This is a genomic window from Dyella sp. (assembly GCF_051962475.1).
In the GTDB taxonomy this organism is placed as follows: domain Bacteria; phylum Pseudomonadota; class Gammaproteobacteria; order Xanthomonadales; family Rhodanobacteraceae; genus Dyella_A.
Window position 1 is genome coordinate 124,909 of sequence record NZ_JBQCCF010000016.1, and the last position, 15,342, is coordinate 140,250.

Annotated in this window: 14 protein-coding genes; 1 reads left to right on the forward strand and 13 read right to left on the reverse strand. The window is 68.8% G+C overall.

Features of this window, described 5'->3' with window-relative positions; all coding sequences use genetic code 11:
• Position 1 precedes the first annotated feature (1 nt).
• The 6 genes from ACTHJF_RS03130 to dinG form a co-directional block, all read right to left on the reverse strand.
• Complete coding sequence (locus tag ACTHJF_RS03130) at positions 2-403, reverse strand: YchJ family protein (RefSeq protein WP_440265795.1); 402 nt, start codon at positions 401-403, stop codon at positions 2-4.
• A gap of 71 nt (positions 404-474) precedes the next feature.
• On the reverse strand, positions 475-1,035 hold the full coding sequence (locus ACTHJF_RS03135; RefSeq protein ID WP_440265796.1) for a lipocalin family protein: 561 nt from the start codon (positions 1,033-1,035) through the stop codon (positions 475-477).
• Positions 1,036-1,503: 468 nt separating this feature from the next.
• Positions 1,504-1,704, reverse strand: a complete 201-nt coding sequence (locus ACTHJF_RS03140; RefSeq protein WP_440254230.1) for a hypothetical protein — start codon at positions 1,702-1,704, stop codon at positions 1,504-1,506.
• Positions 1,705-1,749: 45 nt separating this feature from the next.
• Complete coding sequence (locus ACTHJF_RS03145; RefSeq protein WP_440265797.1) at positions 1,750-2,328, reverse strand: NnrU family protein; 579 nt, start codon at positions 2,326-2,328, stop codon at positions 1,750-1,752.
• A 134-nt stretch (positions 2,329-2,462) separates the two neighbouring features.
• On the reverse strand, positions 2,463-3,032 hold the full coding sequence (locus tag ACTHJF_RS03150) for a HutD/Ves family protein (protein ID WP_440265798.1): 570 nt from the start codon (positions 3,030-3,032) through the stop codon (positions 2,463-2,465).
• A complete protein-coding gene (gene dinG, locus ACTHJF_RS03155; RefSeq protein WP_440265799.1) occupies positions 3,029-5,134 on the reverse strand; it encodes an ATP-dependent DNA helicase DinG in 2,106 nt (701 codons plus the stop codon). Before dinG ends, ACTHJF_RS03150 begins: the two co-directional genes overlap by 4 nt.
• A gap of 147 nt (positions 5,135-5,281) precedes the next feature.
• Here dinG and ACTHJF_RS03160 point away from each other — a divergent pair, with 147 nt between their 5' ends.
• Positions 5,282-8,218, forward strand: coding sequence for a sensor domain-containing phosphodiesterase (locus tag ACTHJF_RS03160; RefSeq protein WP_440265800.1), 2,937 nt, complete (start codon positions 5,282-5,284; stop codon positions 8,216-8,218).
• Between the two features lie 6 nt (positions 8,219-8,224).
• Here the strand turns inward: ACTHJF_RS03160 and ACTHJF_RS03165 are convergent, their stop codons facing one another.
• The 7 genes from ACTHJF_RS03165 to ACTHJF_RS03195 form a co-directional block, all read right to left on the reverse strand.
• Positions 8,225-8,878 carry a DsbA family oxidoreductase gene (locus ACTHJF_RS03165; RefSeq protein ID WP_440265801.1) on the reverse strand — a complete coding sequence of 218 codons (654 nt, stop codon included), beginning with the start codon at positions 8,876-8,878 and terminating at the stop codon, positions 8,225-8,227.
• Positions 8,879-8,933: 55 nt separating this feature from the next.
• Entirely contained in the window at positions 8,934-10,328 is a 1,395-nt protein-coding gene (locus tag ACTHJF_RS03170) for a type II toxin-antitoxin system HipA family toxin (protein WP_440265802.1), read from the reverse strand.
• 2 nt (positions 10,329-10,330) lie between these two features.
• The gene (locus ACTHJF_RS03175) at positions 10,331-10,588 is read right to left on the reverse strand and encodes a helix-turn-helix domain-containing protein (protein ID WP_440265803.1); all 258 of its coding nucleotides are present in this window, start codon (positions 10,586-10,588) and stop codon (positions 10,331-10,333) included.
• An 85-nt stretch (positions 10,589-10,673) separates the two neighbouring features.
• On the reverse strand, positions 10,674-12,305 hold the full coding sequence (locus ACTHJF_RS03180) for an NAD(P)/FAD-dependent oxidoreductase (RefSeq protein WP_440265804.1): 1,632 nt from the start codon (positions 12,303-12,305) through the stop codon (positions 10,674-10,676).
• A gap of 220 nt (positions 12,306-12,525) precedes the next feature.
• A complete protein-coding gene (locus tag ACTHJF_RS03185; RefSeq protein ID WP_440265805.1) occupies positions 12,526-12,750 on the reverse strand; it encodes a hypothetical protein in 225 nt (74 codons plus the stop codon).
• A 628-nt stretch (positions 12,751-13,378) separates the two neighbouring features.
• On the reverse strand, positions 13,379-13,885 hold the full coding sequence (locus tag ACTHJF_RS03190) for a DUF1993 domain-containing protein (RefSeq protein ID WP_440265806.1): 507 nt from the start codon (positions 13,883-13,885) through the stop codon (positions 13,379-13,381).
• The gene (locus ACTHJF_RS03195) at positions 13,882-15,231 is read right to left on the reverse strand and encodes a TCR/Tet family MFS transporter (RefSeq protein ID WP_440265807.1); all 1,350 of its coding nucleotides are present in this window, start codon (positions 15,229-15,231) and stop codon (positions 13,882-13,884) included. Before ACTHJF_RS03195 ends, ACTHJF_RS03190 begins: the two co-directional genes overlap by 4 nt.
• Positions 15,232-15,342 lie beyond the last annotated feature (111 nt).

Here is a 15,342-nt window from a genome sequence, read left to right on the forward strand (position 1 = left end):
CTCAGCGGTCGCCGATGTCGCCGTCCACGTAGTACCAGCGTCCGTCCTCGCGCACGAAGCGGCTCACCTCGTGCATCCGCTGCGCCTTGCCGTCGCCGTAGCGCAGGCGCGCGACGAACTCGACCACCGCATGGTCAGCGGCGGCTTCGTGTCGTTTCACGTCCAGGCCCAGCCAGGTGGGTGCGGGTTGTTGCGCGGCCAGGTCGAGCGTGGCCGGCCGCGTGCTGGCGTGCCAGGTGGCGAGCAGGTAGGGCTCATCGCAGCGCACGTAGGCGCTGTAGCGCGAGCGCATCAGCTGTTCGGCGGTGGTGGCGAATGCCGTGCCGGCGTGCAGCGGCCCGCAGCAGCGGGCGTAGTCGGCGGACAGGCCACAGGGGCACGGGATGGAGTGGGTGGAAGCCATGGGCGGGCCGGTGCAGGATCGAGCCGGCGATGGTGAACGGGCGGCGGCGCGCTGCCAAGTCCGCCCGTGCGTCACACCATCTGGAAGCTGCGCAGCTGGCCGCTGACGATCAGCGGAGCGAGGTCGTAGCCCAGCCCGCGCGCGGTCGACTTCAGCGCTTCCAGCACCTGGCGTTCCATCTGTGGTTCGCGGGCCAGCAGCCACAGCTCACGCAGGCGCGGCTCGCCCAGCATCAGCCACTGATAGTGGCGGTCGGTGGTCACTACCCACAGGTCTTTCCACGTCGACGGCAGCCACTGCGCCCAGGCTGGCGCAGCGCAGCGCTGGAACTGCCCCGGTTCCTCCACCGGATAGCGCCGCCGGGCCTGGATGTCCTGCACTCGTTCGTTGCCATCGGTGCCGACGCAGGTGCGGCGCAGGCGGTAGTGATCGGCCTCCAGCGACTCGATGTCCAGCCGGATGTCGCGGTCGGTGAGCCGCTGCAAGGGCGAGGGCAGGCGCGCGATCTCGTGCCAGCGGCCGGCGAAGCGCGCGATATCGAGCTGGGGAACCGCCTTCATCACCGTGGGCGTGGTTACGGACAGGGCGACACTGGCACTGAGCGTGGCGGGCAGTGGAAGAGACCAGGTCATGGCGCGTTTCCTCGCAACAGGCGGACAACCGGTGGGTCCGGTTCTTCCTGCGAAAGCCGTGCCAACGCCGGTCGGGTTTGACCGTCCGCTGGACGGCATGCGCAGCTTGTTACAAGACATCGGCACGGAGCGCCGCAACTTGAAGCCGCGGCCTCTGGAGTGACCGTTGGGGTTGGGGGAAGCATGAGGCGCGTGCTCGCGGCACGATGGCGGCGCTGGCGGTTGGCCCGCCCCTGCGAGAAGAGCGCTTCGGGTGCCTCGGCGCCCGCCGGTAGTGCGACAAACGGTCGCTGCGCGGCGGATTGGTTCAGGGTATGCCGCGTGTGATGACGGACGTCGTGTCGAACTGCTCCGCGCGCCGGGCATCAGTGACGCCCGGCGTCACTCAGGTGGCGCATTGGGCCGTTCGTTCAGCCATGTGAAGATGACCCACGGCGGCGGCGCAACCCCGCCGCCGGGCTCGTTCCGTCAGATCGCCGGACGTCCCCGCAGCACACGCGCCGGCAGCATCAGCAGGGCGCCAAGGAAGGCGAACACGGCGCCCACGGTGATCCCGATCAGCCGGAACGGCAGTGCGATCAGCCACACGATCGGGTACAGCACCAGCGCCAGCAGGGCGATCGGCCAGCAGAACACCAGCAGCAACAACCAGAGCAGAAAGCCGACCATGGCGCACCTCGCGAGGCAGCGGTAAGAAGGCGGCAGGATACGCCCTCAGCCGAACGGACTCACCCCAACGAGCGGCCTATGCAGCCAGAGGGCGAATGCCGTCCAGGCGGCCACGCCAAGCACCACGGTGAGCACGGTGCGCCAGGCCGGGCCGTTGGGGTACGTGGTGCCGGCCGCGCGGTCGCGGCGCCGCGACACCGTGAAATCCACCACCGCCCACGCCAGGAACGCGCCGAACAGCAGCACGTCATGCAGCATGCCGGCAGCGAGCAGGTGGCCGAACGCCCACAGCTTCACCGCCGCGAGCATGGGATGGCCGAGCCGCGCCTTGATCGCATTGCCCGGCACGTAGGCGGCGGCCAGCAGCACGAAGGCGATGAGGGTGAACAGAGCATTGAGGTGGCGCAGGGCCATCGGCGGCACCCAAACCACCACCGGATGCTGGCGCGCCAGGCCAAACCCCCACACCAGCAACGCAAAGCCGGCCAGCGACAGCACCGAGTACAGCGCCTTCCAACCCATCGGGCCGAGGCGCTGGATCTGCCGCGTACGCCAGCTGTCGGCGAACACGCGGGTCGAATGCACGCCCAGGAACAGCAGCAGACCGAGGATCAGCATCGCCATGGCGCATCGCTCCGCGAAAGGTGGGGCGAGTATAGGCGGCCATCGCGTGCGGTACTTCGCCCGGCCAGCGCGTGGCTCGCGAGTGCCGCGCGCCACGTAACGCGGGCGGCTCCCGCTGCCGCCGGATTGCCGACTCAGAGCGCGTCGTGCACCTGCACGACCAGGGCAACCGCTCCGGCGGCCAAGGCCACCTGCGCCGCCGGGGCGTGGGCGGCGAGCCAGCTGTCGCCGCGCCCCAGGATGCCGGCCGGCGTCACGATCGATCCCTGCACGGCATGAAGCAGCACCAGGTCGGCGGGGCAGTCATGGACGCTGGGACCCCGCCAGACGTCGATTCCGCCAACGACGCGGCCGCGCCGCAGCATCAGGTTGAAATCGCGCGTAGGTCCGCCCGCGAGCGCAACCGCCACCGCCGCTTCGCCGGGAAAGGCGAACGGTACGCAGGGCGTGGTGAGGTCGTGTTCCTGCGTGCCATCGAGGGTCATGCGAAAGCCGGCGCCGTCGATCAGCACGATGCTGCGATCCACGCCGGGAAACAGCGAGAACGGGGCAGGCCCCACCACGTCGGCCAGGCTCACCCGCCACAGGAAATCGTCGGTGTCGGCGCCGGGCGGGGCGATCGCCAGTTCGCGCGTCACGCCCTGACCGTTGCGCCAGGGCACCGGCACCAGCTCGTCGCTGCGCAGGATGCGGCCGGTATTCATGCGGCGCGCTCGATCGCGCGCTCGAACGGCGGCAGCGCGTGCAGCATGCGTTCGCCGTAGCGCTTGACCACCACGCGGCGATCCAGCAGCACGATGCGGCCGCGGTCGGTCTCGTTGCGGATCAGGCGGCCGCAGTACTGGATCAGCAGTCGCGTGGCCTCGGGAATGGTCACTTCGATGAACGGATTGCGCCCGCGCGACTCCAGCCATTCGGCGTAGGTGGCGCCCACCGGGTCGGTCGGCACCGCGAACGGCAGCTGGGTGATCACCACCGTCTCGCAGAACTTGCCCGGCAGGTCCAAGCCTTCGCCGAACGAGGCCAGCCCGAACAGCGTGCTGCCCTTGCCAGCTTCGATGTCGGCACAGTGCTCGGCGACCAGCTGCGACTTGCCCAGCGAGCCCTGCGCGCGCACCTTGCGCACCATCGCGATCGGCAGCTTCTGCAGCACGCGGTCGAGCTTGATGCGCGAGGTGAACAGCACCAGGTTGCCGGCGTCCCAGTCGAGGTTCTCCGCCAGCCATTCGCCCACTTCCTCGGCGTGCGCGTCGCGGGCGTCGGGCAGGGTGCGCATGGCCGGTACCTCGAGCCGGGCCTGGCTGGCGAGATCGAACGGCGAGGGCAGGCTCAGCGTCACCGCCTCGTCGGGCAGGCCCACCGCGTCGGCGAAGTGGCGGAAGTTGCCGCCGGCGCTGAGCGTGGCCGAGGTCATCACCACGCCGCTGGCGTTGCCCCACAGCACGCTGCGCAGCATGCCCGCGGCGGACACCGCCGAGGCGTGACAGACCAGCTGCTGATCGTTGGCCAGCGTGACCCAGCGCGCCAGCGGCGGCGCGTGTTCGTGGTCGCTGGTGGACCAGGCGCGCCAGCAGCGCGACTGCCGTTCCAGGCGCTCCAGCGCCATGCCCAGCTCGCGCGACAGCGCCTCCTGCGTGGGGCCGCCCTCGCTCATCTCCAGCACCGCGCGGCGCACCGCGTTGAGCCAGCGCTGCACCTCGGCCGTATAGACGGCCAAAACGCGCGCGTGCTCCACCCAGCTTTCCGGCAGCTGGCCCATCGAGCCGCGGTACATCGGTTCGCTCTCGCCGGGATCGGGCACCCAGCCGAGGCGGATCTCGCGCTCCAGTTCCTCCAGCGCGTTGCTCAGTTCCTGCAGCTTCTCGTCGGCCTGGTCGAGGCTGAGCTTGCCCAGCGATTCCTTGTCGGTGAGCGAGTAGGCCGCGTGCACCTGTCGTCCGAGCCGGCTCAACTGGCGCACCGCGGCGCCCATGAAGACTTCCGCGGTGCCGCGGTCGATCGCCTTGGCGGCGACGTGGTGGCCCTCGTCGAAGATGTACAGCGTCTCGTCCGGCTTGGGCAGGATCACGCCGCCCCAGCTGTCTTCCTCACTGCCGGGCATGGTGAGGTCGGCCAGCACCAGATCCTGGTTGGCCACGATGATTTCGGCTTCGGCCACCGCGCGGCGCGCGGCGAAGAACGGGCAGCCCATGAACTGCGCGCAGCGGCGCCCGGTGCAGCCGCCGGCGCTGGTGGTGATCATGCCGCGCAACATGTCGCCGACCGGCTCGGGCGCGGCGTCCATGTCGCCGTCCCAGCTGCCGGTGTCCAGCGCGGTGAGCAGCTTGCCCAGCGCGGCCTTGTCGCGCGCATCCGGTGGGCGTGTCCACAGCGCCAGATCGGTGTCGAAACCCAATCCCATCTGCGCGTCGGCGGCCAGGCTGTTGCCGGCCATCAGCAGGTTGCGTGGGCACACGTAGCGGCCACGGCCCTTGGCCAGCGCCACCTTCGCCTCGATACCGTTGAGCGACAGGTACAACGGGATGTCCCGCTGCACCAGCTGCTCCTGCAGCGCGACGGTGGCGGTGGCGATCAGCAGCTTCTTCTTCTGCGCCCGGGCCACCGCGTGCCCGGCGATCAGGTAGGCCATCGATTTGCCGGTGCCGGTGGGCGCCTCGATCACCGCCGCGCCGCCGGCCTCGGCCAGCGCCTTGGCCACCTCGGCGATCATGCGGCCCTGCGAGGCGCGCGCGCGAAAGCCCGGCAGCCCGTCCTTGAGGCGGGTGTAGGCAGCGCGGATGGCGTCTTTGATGGCGTCGGTGAGCAAGCGAGGTAAAGCCCGGGCGGAAACGGTCGATAAGCAGCGATGGAGCGCGATCCGCGGGGGAAGCGATGCTCGCGGCAGGGGTCCAGTTTATCGGATCGGACCACGCCGCCCCTCCCGCCAGTCGTGACAACGGATCATGAGGACCCCATGAAGCCCATGCCGCGCGAGCCGCTGCCTCGTCACCTGCCCGCCAGCCCCGTGGCCTGGCTGGAGCGGTTGCTGGAAGCGTCGAGCCCGGCCGCAGTCGCGGCCGTGGTGGTCGACATGGTGCGCGTGGCACCGCTATGCCGGGCCGCGGTGGTGCTGTGGTGGCTGCCGGGCCAGGCGCAACCGGAATGTCGCCCCGCCGCGCGCCTGGACGAGGCGGAGATGGCGCTGGTGCAGCGCGCGCTGGACAGCGAACTGCCGCAGCTCGACCCGGCGCTGTCGCTGCTGGCGTGCCGACTGTGCCGGCCCGGCGCGGCGGTGCTGCTGGTGCAGCTGGACGGGGGCGCCGTCGGCGCGCCGCCCGACCGGCAACTGCCGATGCCCCTGCTGCAACTGGCCGGGCGCCAGTTGCAGCGCACGCTGGAGCTGACCGACCTGCAGCACTCGCACGATCAGCTTGAGCGCTCCGAAACGCTGCAGCGCGCGCTGCTGAGCATTTCCGATCTGTCCGGCTCGGACCTGGAGATGCCCGACATGCTGCTGGGCATCCACGGCATCGTCAGCACGCTGATGTACGCGGAAAACTTCTTCATCGTGCGCTATGACGCGGCGCGCGCCAGCCTGCGTTTTCTCTACTACGCCGACACCCAGGACGACGCCGGGCCGGGGCAGGAGGAGATGCCCGCGGCGCGCTGGCACGGCACGCTCACCTGGCACCTGCTCACCGGCGGGCGTCCGTTAATGGGTACGGCCGAAGAAATCCACGCCCTGCTGGGCGATGCCTACCGCCTGGTGGGGCCCGAGAGCCTGGACTGGCTCGGCGTGCCGATGCTGCGCGACGGCGTGGCCTGCGGTGCGCTGGTGGTGCAGACCTACGAGCACGGCATCCGCTACACCGCCGAGGATCGCGCGCTGCTGCAGTTCGTCGGCAGCCATATCCTCACCGCGCTGGAGCGCAAGCAGGGCAAGGACGACCTCGAACGCCACGTGCGCGAACGCACGCTGGAACTGGCCGAGCTCAATCGCGGCCTGCAACAGGAGGTGGCCGAGCGCCAGCGTGCCGAGCGGCTGCAGGCGGCGCTGTTCCAGATCGCCCAGCTGGCCACTGCCGACATCGATCAGCAGACCTTCTACCAGCAGGTGCACACCATCGTGGGCAGCCTGATCAACGCGAAGAACTTCTTCATCGCGCTGGTCGATGAGCGCGGCGAGACGCTGACCTTCCCCTATGCGGTGGACGTCACCGGGGAAACCTATGAAGACCGCCCGCTCAGTCGCGGCCTGAGCGAGTACGTGCTCGAGCACGGCGCGTTCGTGGTCGACCGCGAAGGCATGGCCGAGATGATCGCCCGCGGCGAAATCGACGCGTACTCCACCGGCACGCCGTCGATCTGCTGGCTCGGCGTGCCGCTGTGGGACGGCGATCGCGCCATCGGCCTGGTCGCGGTGCAGAGCTACACCGAGCAGATCACCTACGGCGTGGCCGAGCAGGAGCTGCTCGGCTTCGTCGCCTCGCAGATCGCCACCAGCCTGCAGCGCCGTCGCGTGTCCGATGCCTTGCAGCACGCCTACGCGCAGCTGGAACTGCGCGTGCATGAGCGCACCCGCGCGCTACGCAAGGAGATCAGCGAGCGCGAGCGCATCCAGCAGCAGTTGCGGCATCAGGTGATGCACGATCCGCTCACCGGGCTGCCCAACCGCGACCACTTGCGCGAACGCATCGAGCGCAGCCTGGCGCTGGTACGTGACGCCCATGGCGCGTGCTGTGCGCTGCTTTACATCGACGTGGATCGCTTCAAGGTGATCAACGACAGCCTCGGTCACCTCGCCGGCGACGCCGTGCTGAAGGAGGTGGCGCATCGCCTGCAGGGCTGCGTGCGCGAACCGGACGTGGTGGCGCGCTTGTCCGGCGACGAGTTTGCGATCCTGCTCGACCGGGTCGAGGGGCCCGACAGCGCCACCACGGTGGCCAACCGCGTGCTGCAGGCGCTCGGCCAGCCGCTGCCGGTGGCCGGGCGCGAACTGCAGCCCAGCGCCAGCCTGGGCATCGCGCTGGGCGACCGGCGCTATGGGCAGGCCGACGACTTGCTGCGTGATGCGGACATCGCGCTGTACCGGGCCAAGGAGCTGGGCCGCAAGCGCTATGCGCTGTTCGACGACACGCTGGCGAAGAACCTGGTCGACGAGCTCGGCATGGAGGGCGAGCTGCGCCTGGCGCTGCAACGCGACGAGTTCCAGCCCTACCTGCAGCCGATCTGTCGGCTGGAAACGGGCGAACTGGTGGGCTACGAAGCGCTGCTGCGCTGGCACCATCCCGAACGCGGTGTGCTGCTCCCAGGCGCATTCCTCAAGGTGGCCGAGGACTGCGGGCAGATCGAGCTGATCGACTGGCAGCTGTTCGAACGCGCCTGTGCGGCCGTGACGCGGCTGCCGGAGCATGCCAGCTTCCTCACCTTCAACGTGTCGGCGCTGCACCTGCGCCACCGCGATTTCGACCAGCGCCTGCTGGCGATGATCGCCCGCACCGGGCTGGCGCCATCACGGGTGATCGTGGAGGTCACCGAGGGCTCGCTGCTGGACGATCCCGAGCGCGTGCGCGGCACGCTCGAACGCTTGCGCCAGGCTGGCGTGGGCGCGGCGCTGGACGATTTCGGCACCGGCTATTCCTCGCTCAATTACCTGCACTCGCTACCGCTGCGCATGCTCAAGATCGACCAGACCTTCGTGCAGGCACTGGATGTCGGCAGCACCAACAGCTCTACCGTGGTGGAGGCGATCCTCGCGCTGGCGCACGCGCTGGAGATCCACGTCATCGCCGAGGGCATCGAGACGCCGCGCCAGCGCGCGCTGCTGCGCAACATGGCTTGCGAGCTGGGCCAGGGCTTCCTGCTCGGCCGGCCGCACCCGCTGGAGCACTGGCTCGGCGAGCCGACCTGAGCGACCTCAACCGGCAGCAGCGATCTGCCGCAGCGCCTGCTCGAACACTTCCGGCGGCTGGCCGCCGGAGATGAGGTGCTGGCGGTTGATGATGATCGCCGGCACCGAGTGGATGCCGGCGCGCTGGAAGAACTGCTCCTGCGCGCGCACCTCGGCCGCGTAGCGGTCGCTGGCAAGTATCGATTTCGCCTCGGCGCCGTCCAGCCCCACCGCTTCGGCCACGCGGGCCAGCACGGCGTGATCGCTCACGTCTTCGCCGTCAGTGAAATACGCCGTGAGCAGCGCGCGCTTGAGCGCATGCTGCTGGCCGCTGTCCTCGGCCCAGTGCAGCAGGCGATGAGCGTCGAAGGTGTTGTAGATGCGCCGGGTGTCCTGGTTGGCGAAGGTGAAGCCCACCGCTGCGCCGCGCTGGCGGATGTTCTCCTGGTTCTGCGCCAGCTGCGCGCCGCTCATGCCGTACTTCTTGGCGATGTGCTCGCCCACGTCCTCGCCTTCGCGCGCCATCTGCGGGTTCAACTCGAACGGCTGGAAATGGATCTCGGCGCGCACCTCGTCCTTCAGCGCATCGAGCGCGCGCTCCAGCGAGGCCAGTCCCACCGCACACCAGGGGCAGGAGACGTCGGAAACGAAATCGATGCGCAGGGCCTGGGGCTCGGTCATGGGGTCGTCCGCAAAGTGGGGGAAGCTCCCTGATATGGCGCTGCGCGGAGTGGACTCAATGTGTGTGGGTCGATCCGGCGCCACGCCCGCCGGTCGAGCGGCGGTCCGGCTCTGCGCCCAGGCGCTTTGCGGCGGCCATCACGCCAGCGCTGACGCTGTCGAACAGCTCACTTGGAAAGCCCTGAGGCAGGCGCGAGGCGACGGCATGTAGCGCTTCGGGAGCGCGCTCGACAAGTCCGTTGATGATCGGTTCGGCGCCATCGGAAAGACCCAGGCGCTCGGCCATGCCCACCCAGTGCCAGCGGTGGATGTCGTGCAGCAGGTAGTGGCGGTTCTCTCCCGTCACGGCCATCGCCAGCCGTGCCTTGCGCGGATCCATCCGTTTGGCGCCGCGTCCCTGTACGGGATAGGTCGAGAGAATGTCGTACAGCGGCGTCTGCCGGTATCGACCGCCGGGCAGCAGGGTGAGGCTGAAGTTCTTGGCGTGGCCGTCGGTGGCCGCGAGCATCCAGAACAGCACCTGGGTGGTGAAGAAGCGCGCACGATCGAACGCGGCGTCTTCCGAACCGCGCAGGATGTCCATGATGGCGGCGATGCCAGGGCCGCCGTCGCTCTCGTACTTTCGGTCGGGCGGCAGGCCGTTGGCCTGGCAGAAATCCTCCTGCGGAATACGCAGCCAGTAATTGCCGTTGGCGGCCTTGGTGCGGTCGAAGCGCTCCACGATCAGGGCCTTCTGGTCTTCGAAGTGTCCGATGTCGACGTTCGCCACCGGCAGGCCAAACGCTCGCACCAGTTCCATGCACAGCCACTCCAGTTCCACCGACTGGCGCATATCGGCCTGCACGTTGCCCACCAGGCCCAGCGGCAGCTTGAAGATGTGGGTCGATGGCGTAGCGCCGTGCGGGATGCACCACTGGCCGCGGTGGTGCAGCAGCGCGGTTTTCTCCTGCGCGCCGGCGATGGAGAGGCGAAACGCATCGTCGTCTGGATGCTCGCCGGGAAGCCGGGCCACGGTGGTGTGACGCAGCACCTGCGCGACTCCGGCCTCGTCCAGTGGCTCGGCGTCGATGCGTCGAATATCCCCCGGCTCCGATCCAGCGGGAGCCAACTGGATGGCGCCCACGCAGTCGCGCCCGATGGCGGCCAGCAGATCGAACGGCGCGGTGGAGTGTGCGCCATAGCGCTCGCGCAACCGCTGCAGGATGCGGTCGTTGTCCGGCACCAGGTTTTCGAAATACCAGGCCACCTTCTCGCCGCGAAGCACGCGGTGGCTGTCGCTGCTGCGCCCGGTGGCCAGACCGAACGGCAGCGAGAGCGACAGCGGACGCCCTAGCGACGAGGCGATCCAGCCGGCGTCGTAGGTCAGGCGATCGGCGCCGCTGCGCGGACGCTCCCAGGTGCCGACGAAGGCACCGTTCATCCAGATGTCGAGAGCGAGGGTCCGCGTCATGGCTACCACTGCGGCGTGGCGCTGTCGCGCAGGTTCATGACGGGCTTGTCCTGCAGCAGCAGTTCGAGTCCCAGCACCTGGCACAGCCGATGAACGCGGTCGAAAGACGCCTTGGCGGCGTTGCTTTCCAGTTTCGACAGGGCCTGCGCGGTGATCCCTAGTTCCTTGGCCACGTCGGCCTGCGTGAGGCCGCGGTTCAACCGCGCGTTGCGCAGCAGCACGCCGAGTTGGGCGGGCAGGCGGATCGGGGTGGCGAGCATGGCTCAACTCCTGAGTTGATTACTCAGATATCAATCTACAGGTTGAATCCGACCATTTCAACCTGAGGGTTGGAGTTGCTAACGATCAGCCGCCCACCATGCTCCGCGCCACCGCTTCGGCGATCTTGATGCCGTCTACGCCGGCCGAGAGGATGCCGCCGGCGTAGCCGGCGCCTTCACCGGCCGGGTACAGGCCGGTGGTGTTGAGACTTTGCAGGGTCTCATCGCGCTTGATGCGGATCGGTGAGGAGGTGCGTGTCTCCACGCCGGTGAACACCGCGTCGTGCATGGCGAAGCCCTTGATCTGGCGATCGAACGCGGGCATCGCCTCGCGGATCGCGGCGATCGCGTAGTCCGGCAGCGCGCTGTCCAGGCTGCCCAACGTGACGCCGGGCTTGAACGAGGGCAGCACCTCGCCGAATTCGCGCGAGTCGCGGCCGGCCAGGAAATCGCCGACCAGCTGGCCCGGCGCGTTGTAGTTTTCGCCGCCCAGCACGTAGGCGCGACCTTCCAGCGCGCGCTGCAGGGCGATGCCGGCCAGCGGCGAGCCGCTGTCGTCGAACGGTATGAAGTCGCTCGGATCGATACCCACCACGATCGCCGCGTTCGCATTGCGCTCGTTGCGCGAGTACTGGCTCATGCCGTTGGTGACCACGCGGCCGGGCTCACTGGTCGCTGCCACCACGGTGCCGCCCGGGCACATGCAGAAGCTGTACACGGCGCGGCCGTTCTTCGCGTGGTGCACCAGTTTGTAATCCGCCGCGCCCAGCAGCGGATGGCCGGCCTGCGGGCCGAAGCGGGCGCGGTCGATGATTGTCTGCGGGTGCTCTACGCGAAAGCCGATCGAGAACGGCTTGGCCTCCACGTACACGCCGCGCGCGTGCAGCATGGCGAAGGTGTCGCGCGCGCTGTGGCCCACGGCCAGCACCACATGATCGCTGCGGATCTCCTCGCCGCTGGCCAGCACCACGCCGCGAATGCGTTGGCGATCGCTGCCTTCGGCCTCCAGGATCAGGTCGTCCACCTTCTGCTGGAAGCGGATCTCGCCGCCCAGCGATTCGATCGTGCCGCGCATGTGCTCGACCATCGTCACCAGCCGGAACGTGCCGATGTGCGGTTTGTTGATCCACAGGATCTCTTCCGGCGCACCGGCTTTCACGAACTCCTCCAACACCTTGCGGCCGTGGTGCTGCGGATCGCGGATCTGGCTGTACAGCTTGCCGTCGGAGAAGGTGCCCGCGCCGCCTTCGCCGAACTGCACGTTCGACTCCGGATGCAGGTTGCGCTTGCGCCACAGGTCCCAGGTGTCCTTGGTGCGCTCGCGCACCGCCTTGCCACGGTCGAGGATGATCGGGCGGAAACCCATCTGCGCCAGCAACAATCCGGCGAACAGGCCGCACGGCCCCAGCCCGATCACGATCGGTCGGTGCGCCAGCGTGGCCGGCGCCTGGGCGACGAAGCGGTAGCGCGTATCCGGCGCGGGGTGAACGTGCGCATCGTCGGCGAAGCGCGCCAGCACCGCGGCTTCGTCAGTGACTTCGATATCCAGCGCGTAGATCAGCGCGATCGCGCCGCGCTTGCGCGCGTCGTGGCTGCGCTTGGCCACGGTGAAGCGGCGCAATTCGCCCTGGCCGAGCTTGAGCCGCGTGCGGATCGCCCGCTCCAGGTCGGCGCCGGTGTGATCCAGCGGCAGCTTGAGGTCGGTCAGTCGCAACATGCTTGGGGGTGCCCGGGCAATCGATCGGAGGGCGACCGCAGGGTGGTCGCCAGCGCGTCATTGTCCGGGCCGCGGTGCATGGGAACAAGGCGCCGCGCGTGGCGGTGCGTCGCTTCGCGGGTCGATCAGTCGATCAAAAGGTCAGCGCCCGGCGGGGTGGGCGGGGGGTCGGGGGAAGCCTTCGCCCGCCGGGCGCTGAAAAACGTGGCTCAGCGGGCGATTACGCCGCGAGCAAGGTGCGGAACTGTTCGCCGGTGGCCTGCGGATGCAGCAACAGCAGGCGGGTACCGGCGTGCCGCGCACGGCGGCGCGCCGCTACACGGCACAGCTGGCCATCGTTGCTGGAGATGGCGATGGTGTCGGCCGGCACCGAGGGCACCGGGTGGCGGCACACCATGCCGTGCTGGGGGCCGCCGACGATGACGTATTCAATGATCTCGTTCATGGTCGTGTGCTCGCTGGGTAAACGCACAAATAGTGAAGGAATGCGAAGCGAGAAGCGGAGTCGATTTGGGGGAGGGGAGCCGCCTTTCTCTTCGCTGGAGAAGATGCAGGGCGCAGGCCAGCTCGCCAGGGGTAAGTGCGATGTCGATCACAGTTCGCGCAACTGGTGCACCCAGTCGCACGGCGATGGCCGTGCACCGACGTCATCGACGCATGCAGTCGCCACGGAAACGCATCGGCGCTTTCCTTGCCCGCACACCATTGGGCCGGGCGCCCCATCGAGGACGCGAAACACTTGTCTGACGCGGGTTTCGCGCGGCCTTTGCGTCGGCCGGGTGGTCGCTCGCGGTGCGCTTGAGCGGCCTCATGTACGGACCGTGGCGCCGCGATGACAGCGAGCCGGTAGTGCGCCGGAAAAGGGGCGCGGTGGCCGTTCGTTCAGGCAAGAAACGCCGATTCTGCGCCGAAAGGGTGGGACGCGGCCGGTGCGGTGACCCGATCTGACGCGTCGCGTCACCTTCGGTCGAGGAAGTGACGCGAACGCGGTGACCAAGGCGGCGAGCCCGACTCGGTCACCGCGTTCGATAGTTGCTCCAATCCCCGGCGGCGTGGCCGGCAGGGCGTCCGGATCAGTTACGGCCGATGAAATCCTGCTTGCCGATGTCGGTGCCGGCTTCGCGCAGGATGTTGTAGGCGGTGGTGCAGTGGAAGAATACGTTGGGCAGCACGAAGTCCAGCAGGTAGGACTGGCCTTCGAAGTGCATCTCGCCGCTGCGCATCTTCAGGTGGATGGCGCGGGTCTCGCTGCCGTCGATCTGCTCGGCGGTGAAGCCCTGCACGTAGGCGATCGCGCGCTCGATGCGGTCGTAGACCTGGGCGAAGGTGGTCTCGTTGTCCTCGAACGCGGCCGGTTCCACACCGGCCAGGCGGGCCACGCCGCGGGTCGCCATGTCGCAGGCGATCTGCACCTGCCGCACCAGCGGCAGCATGTCCGGCACCAGTCGTGTCTGCAGCAGCGTGGCGTCTTCCACCTGCTTGGTCTGGGCGTGTGCATGGCCCTTCTTCAGTACGGCCGAGAGATTGGTCAGGGCGCGCACGGCGACGGGAACGGAAGCCTGGTACATCGACAGCGTCATGGGTGTTGCTCCGTGGTTACGGGGGAGGAAGTGTCGTTCGCCGCGATGTGCAGTGCGGCGGCATGGGCGGCGTGGGCGGGGTCGGCCGGCGCCGCGCTGGATGGCACGAGCTGGCCGCCACCCGTGGCGCGCACCGCCACCAGCAGAGCGCCGGCCAGCAGTCCGGCCGCCAGCAGGAACGCCGCGCCCGGCACGTGCACGCGGCTGGCCGGCGCAATCGACCAGGCGAATACCTGGGCGAACAGGTACGGCCCGAAGATGCCGGCGAAGCTGCCCAGCGAGGTGTTGGCGCCCTGCAGGCGGCCCTGCTCGGACGGCTCCACCTGGCGCGTCATGATTGACTGGATCGGCGGGTTGGACAGGCCCCACAGCGCCATCAGCGGAATGCCGAGCAGGAACATCCAGCCTTCGGTCGCCAAGCCCATCAGCGCGAACGAGGCGATGCCGCAGAGCATGCCGAACAGCAGCACCGGCCGCTCGCCGAAGCGCGGGGTGAGTCGCCGCGTCAGCAGCGCCTGCACCAGTCCGTCGCAGGCACCCACCAGCATCAGCACCAGGCCCACCGCCTGCGGGCCCCAGTGGTAGCGATAATCCGCATACAGCACGAAGGTGATCTGCAGCGCGTAGTGCGCCAGGAACACCAGGAAGCTCGCCACGCCCATGCCCAGCAACTGCGGCGTGCGGCGCAGCAGCTTGAGCGCGCCGATCGGATGCGCGCTGTGCAGCTCGAAGCGGGCGCTGCGCCGCTCCGGCGGCAGCGACTCGGGCAGCACGAACAGGCCATAGATGAAATTGCACAGCGCCAGCGAACCGGCCACGTAGAACGGCAGCCGCAGGTGCATCGCGCCCAGCCAGCCGCCCAGCCCCGGCCCGAGCACGAAGCCCACGCCGAACGCCGCGCCCAGCAGGCCGTACGCACCGGCGCGCTTTTCCTTCGGCGTGATGTCGGCGATGTAGGCGTTGGCGGTGCTGAAGCTGGCCGCAGTCATACCCATCACCGTGCGGCCCACGAACAGCAGCCACAGGGTGGGCGCCAGCGCCAGCACAAAGAAGTCGATCGCCAGCCCGAAGTTGGAGATCAGGATCACCGGCCGTCGCCCGTAGCGGTCCGACAGTGCGCCCTGGATCGGCGAAAAGATGAACTGGGTAATCGCAAACACCGTGCTCAACACGCCCACCCACCAGGCGGCGCTGGCGGTGCCACCGCCGATCAGCTGCTCCACCAGGTGCGGCAGCACCGGGATGATGATGCCGAAGCTCAGCATGTCTATCGCCACGGTGACGAAGACGAAGATCACCGCGGCGTTGCGGCGCGGGTGTTCGACCCCTGGGTGGAGATCAACCATGCAAAATTCGGATGCCAGAGAGCGGATTGCAAAGCGTCACGAGCGAAGGCGACGCGTCGTCATGAATCAGGCGCGTCGCCGGAGCGCAGGAAGCGGAGTGTACACGTCAGT

Coding starts and splice junctions, on each gene's coding strand:
- ACTHJF_RS03180 (WP_440265804.1), bottom strand. CDS start 12,305: ATGTTGCGACTGACCGACCTCAAGCTGCCGCTGGATCACACCGGCGCC.
- ACTHJF_RS03140 (WP_440254230.1), bottom strand. CDS start 1,704: ATGGTCGGCTTTCTGCTCTGGTTGTTGCTGCTGGTGTTCTGCTGGCCG.
- ACTHJF_RS03150 (WP_440265798.1), bottom strand. CDS start 3,032: ATGAATACCGGCCGCATCCTGCGCAGCGACGAGCTGGTGCCGGTGCCC.
- ACTHJF_RS03190 (WP_440265806.1), bottom strand. CDS start 13,885: ATGACGCTGTCGATGTACCAGGCTTCCGTTCCCGTCGCCGTGCGCGCC.
- ACTHJF_RS03135 (WP_440265796.1), bottom strand. CDS start 1,035: ATGACCTGGTCTCTTCCACTGCCCGCCACGCTCAGTGCCAGTGTCGCC.
- ACTHJF_RS03145 (WP_440265797.1), bottom strand. CDS start 2,328: ATGGCGATGCTGATCCTCGGTCTGCTGCTGTTCCTGGGCGTGCATTCG.
- ACTHJF_RS03185 (WP_440265805.1), bottom strand. CDS start 12,750: ATGAACGAGATCATTGAATACGTCATCGTCGGCGGCCCCCAGCACGGC.
- ACTHJF_RS03165 (WP_440265801.1), bottom strand. CDS start 8,878: ATGACCGAGCCCCAGGCCCTGCGCATCGATTTCGTTTCCGACGTCTCC.
- ACTHJF_RS03170 (WP_440265802.1), bottom strand. CDS start 10,328: ATGACGCGGACCCTCGCTCTCGACATCTGGATGAACGGTGCCTTCGTC.
- ACTHJF_RS03160 (WP_440265800.1), top strand. CDS start 5,282: ATGAAGCCCATGCCGCGCGAGCCGCTGCCTCGTCACCTGCCCGCCAGC.
- ACTHJF_RS03175 (WP_440265803.1), bottom strand. CDS start 10,588: ATGCTCGCCACCCCGATCCGCCTGCCCGCCCAACTCGGCGTGCTGCTG.
- ACTHJF_RS03195 (WP_440265807.1), bottom strand. CDS start 15,231: ATGGTTGATCTCCACCCAGGGGTCGAACACCCGCGCCGCAACGCCGCG.
- ACTHJF_RS03130 (WP_440265795.1), bottom strand. CDS start 403: ATGGCTTCCACCCACTCCATCCCGTGCCCCTGTGGCCTGTCCGCCGAC.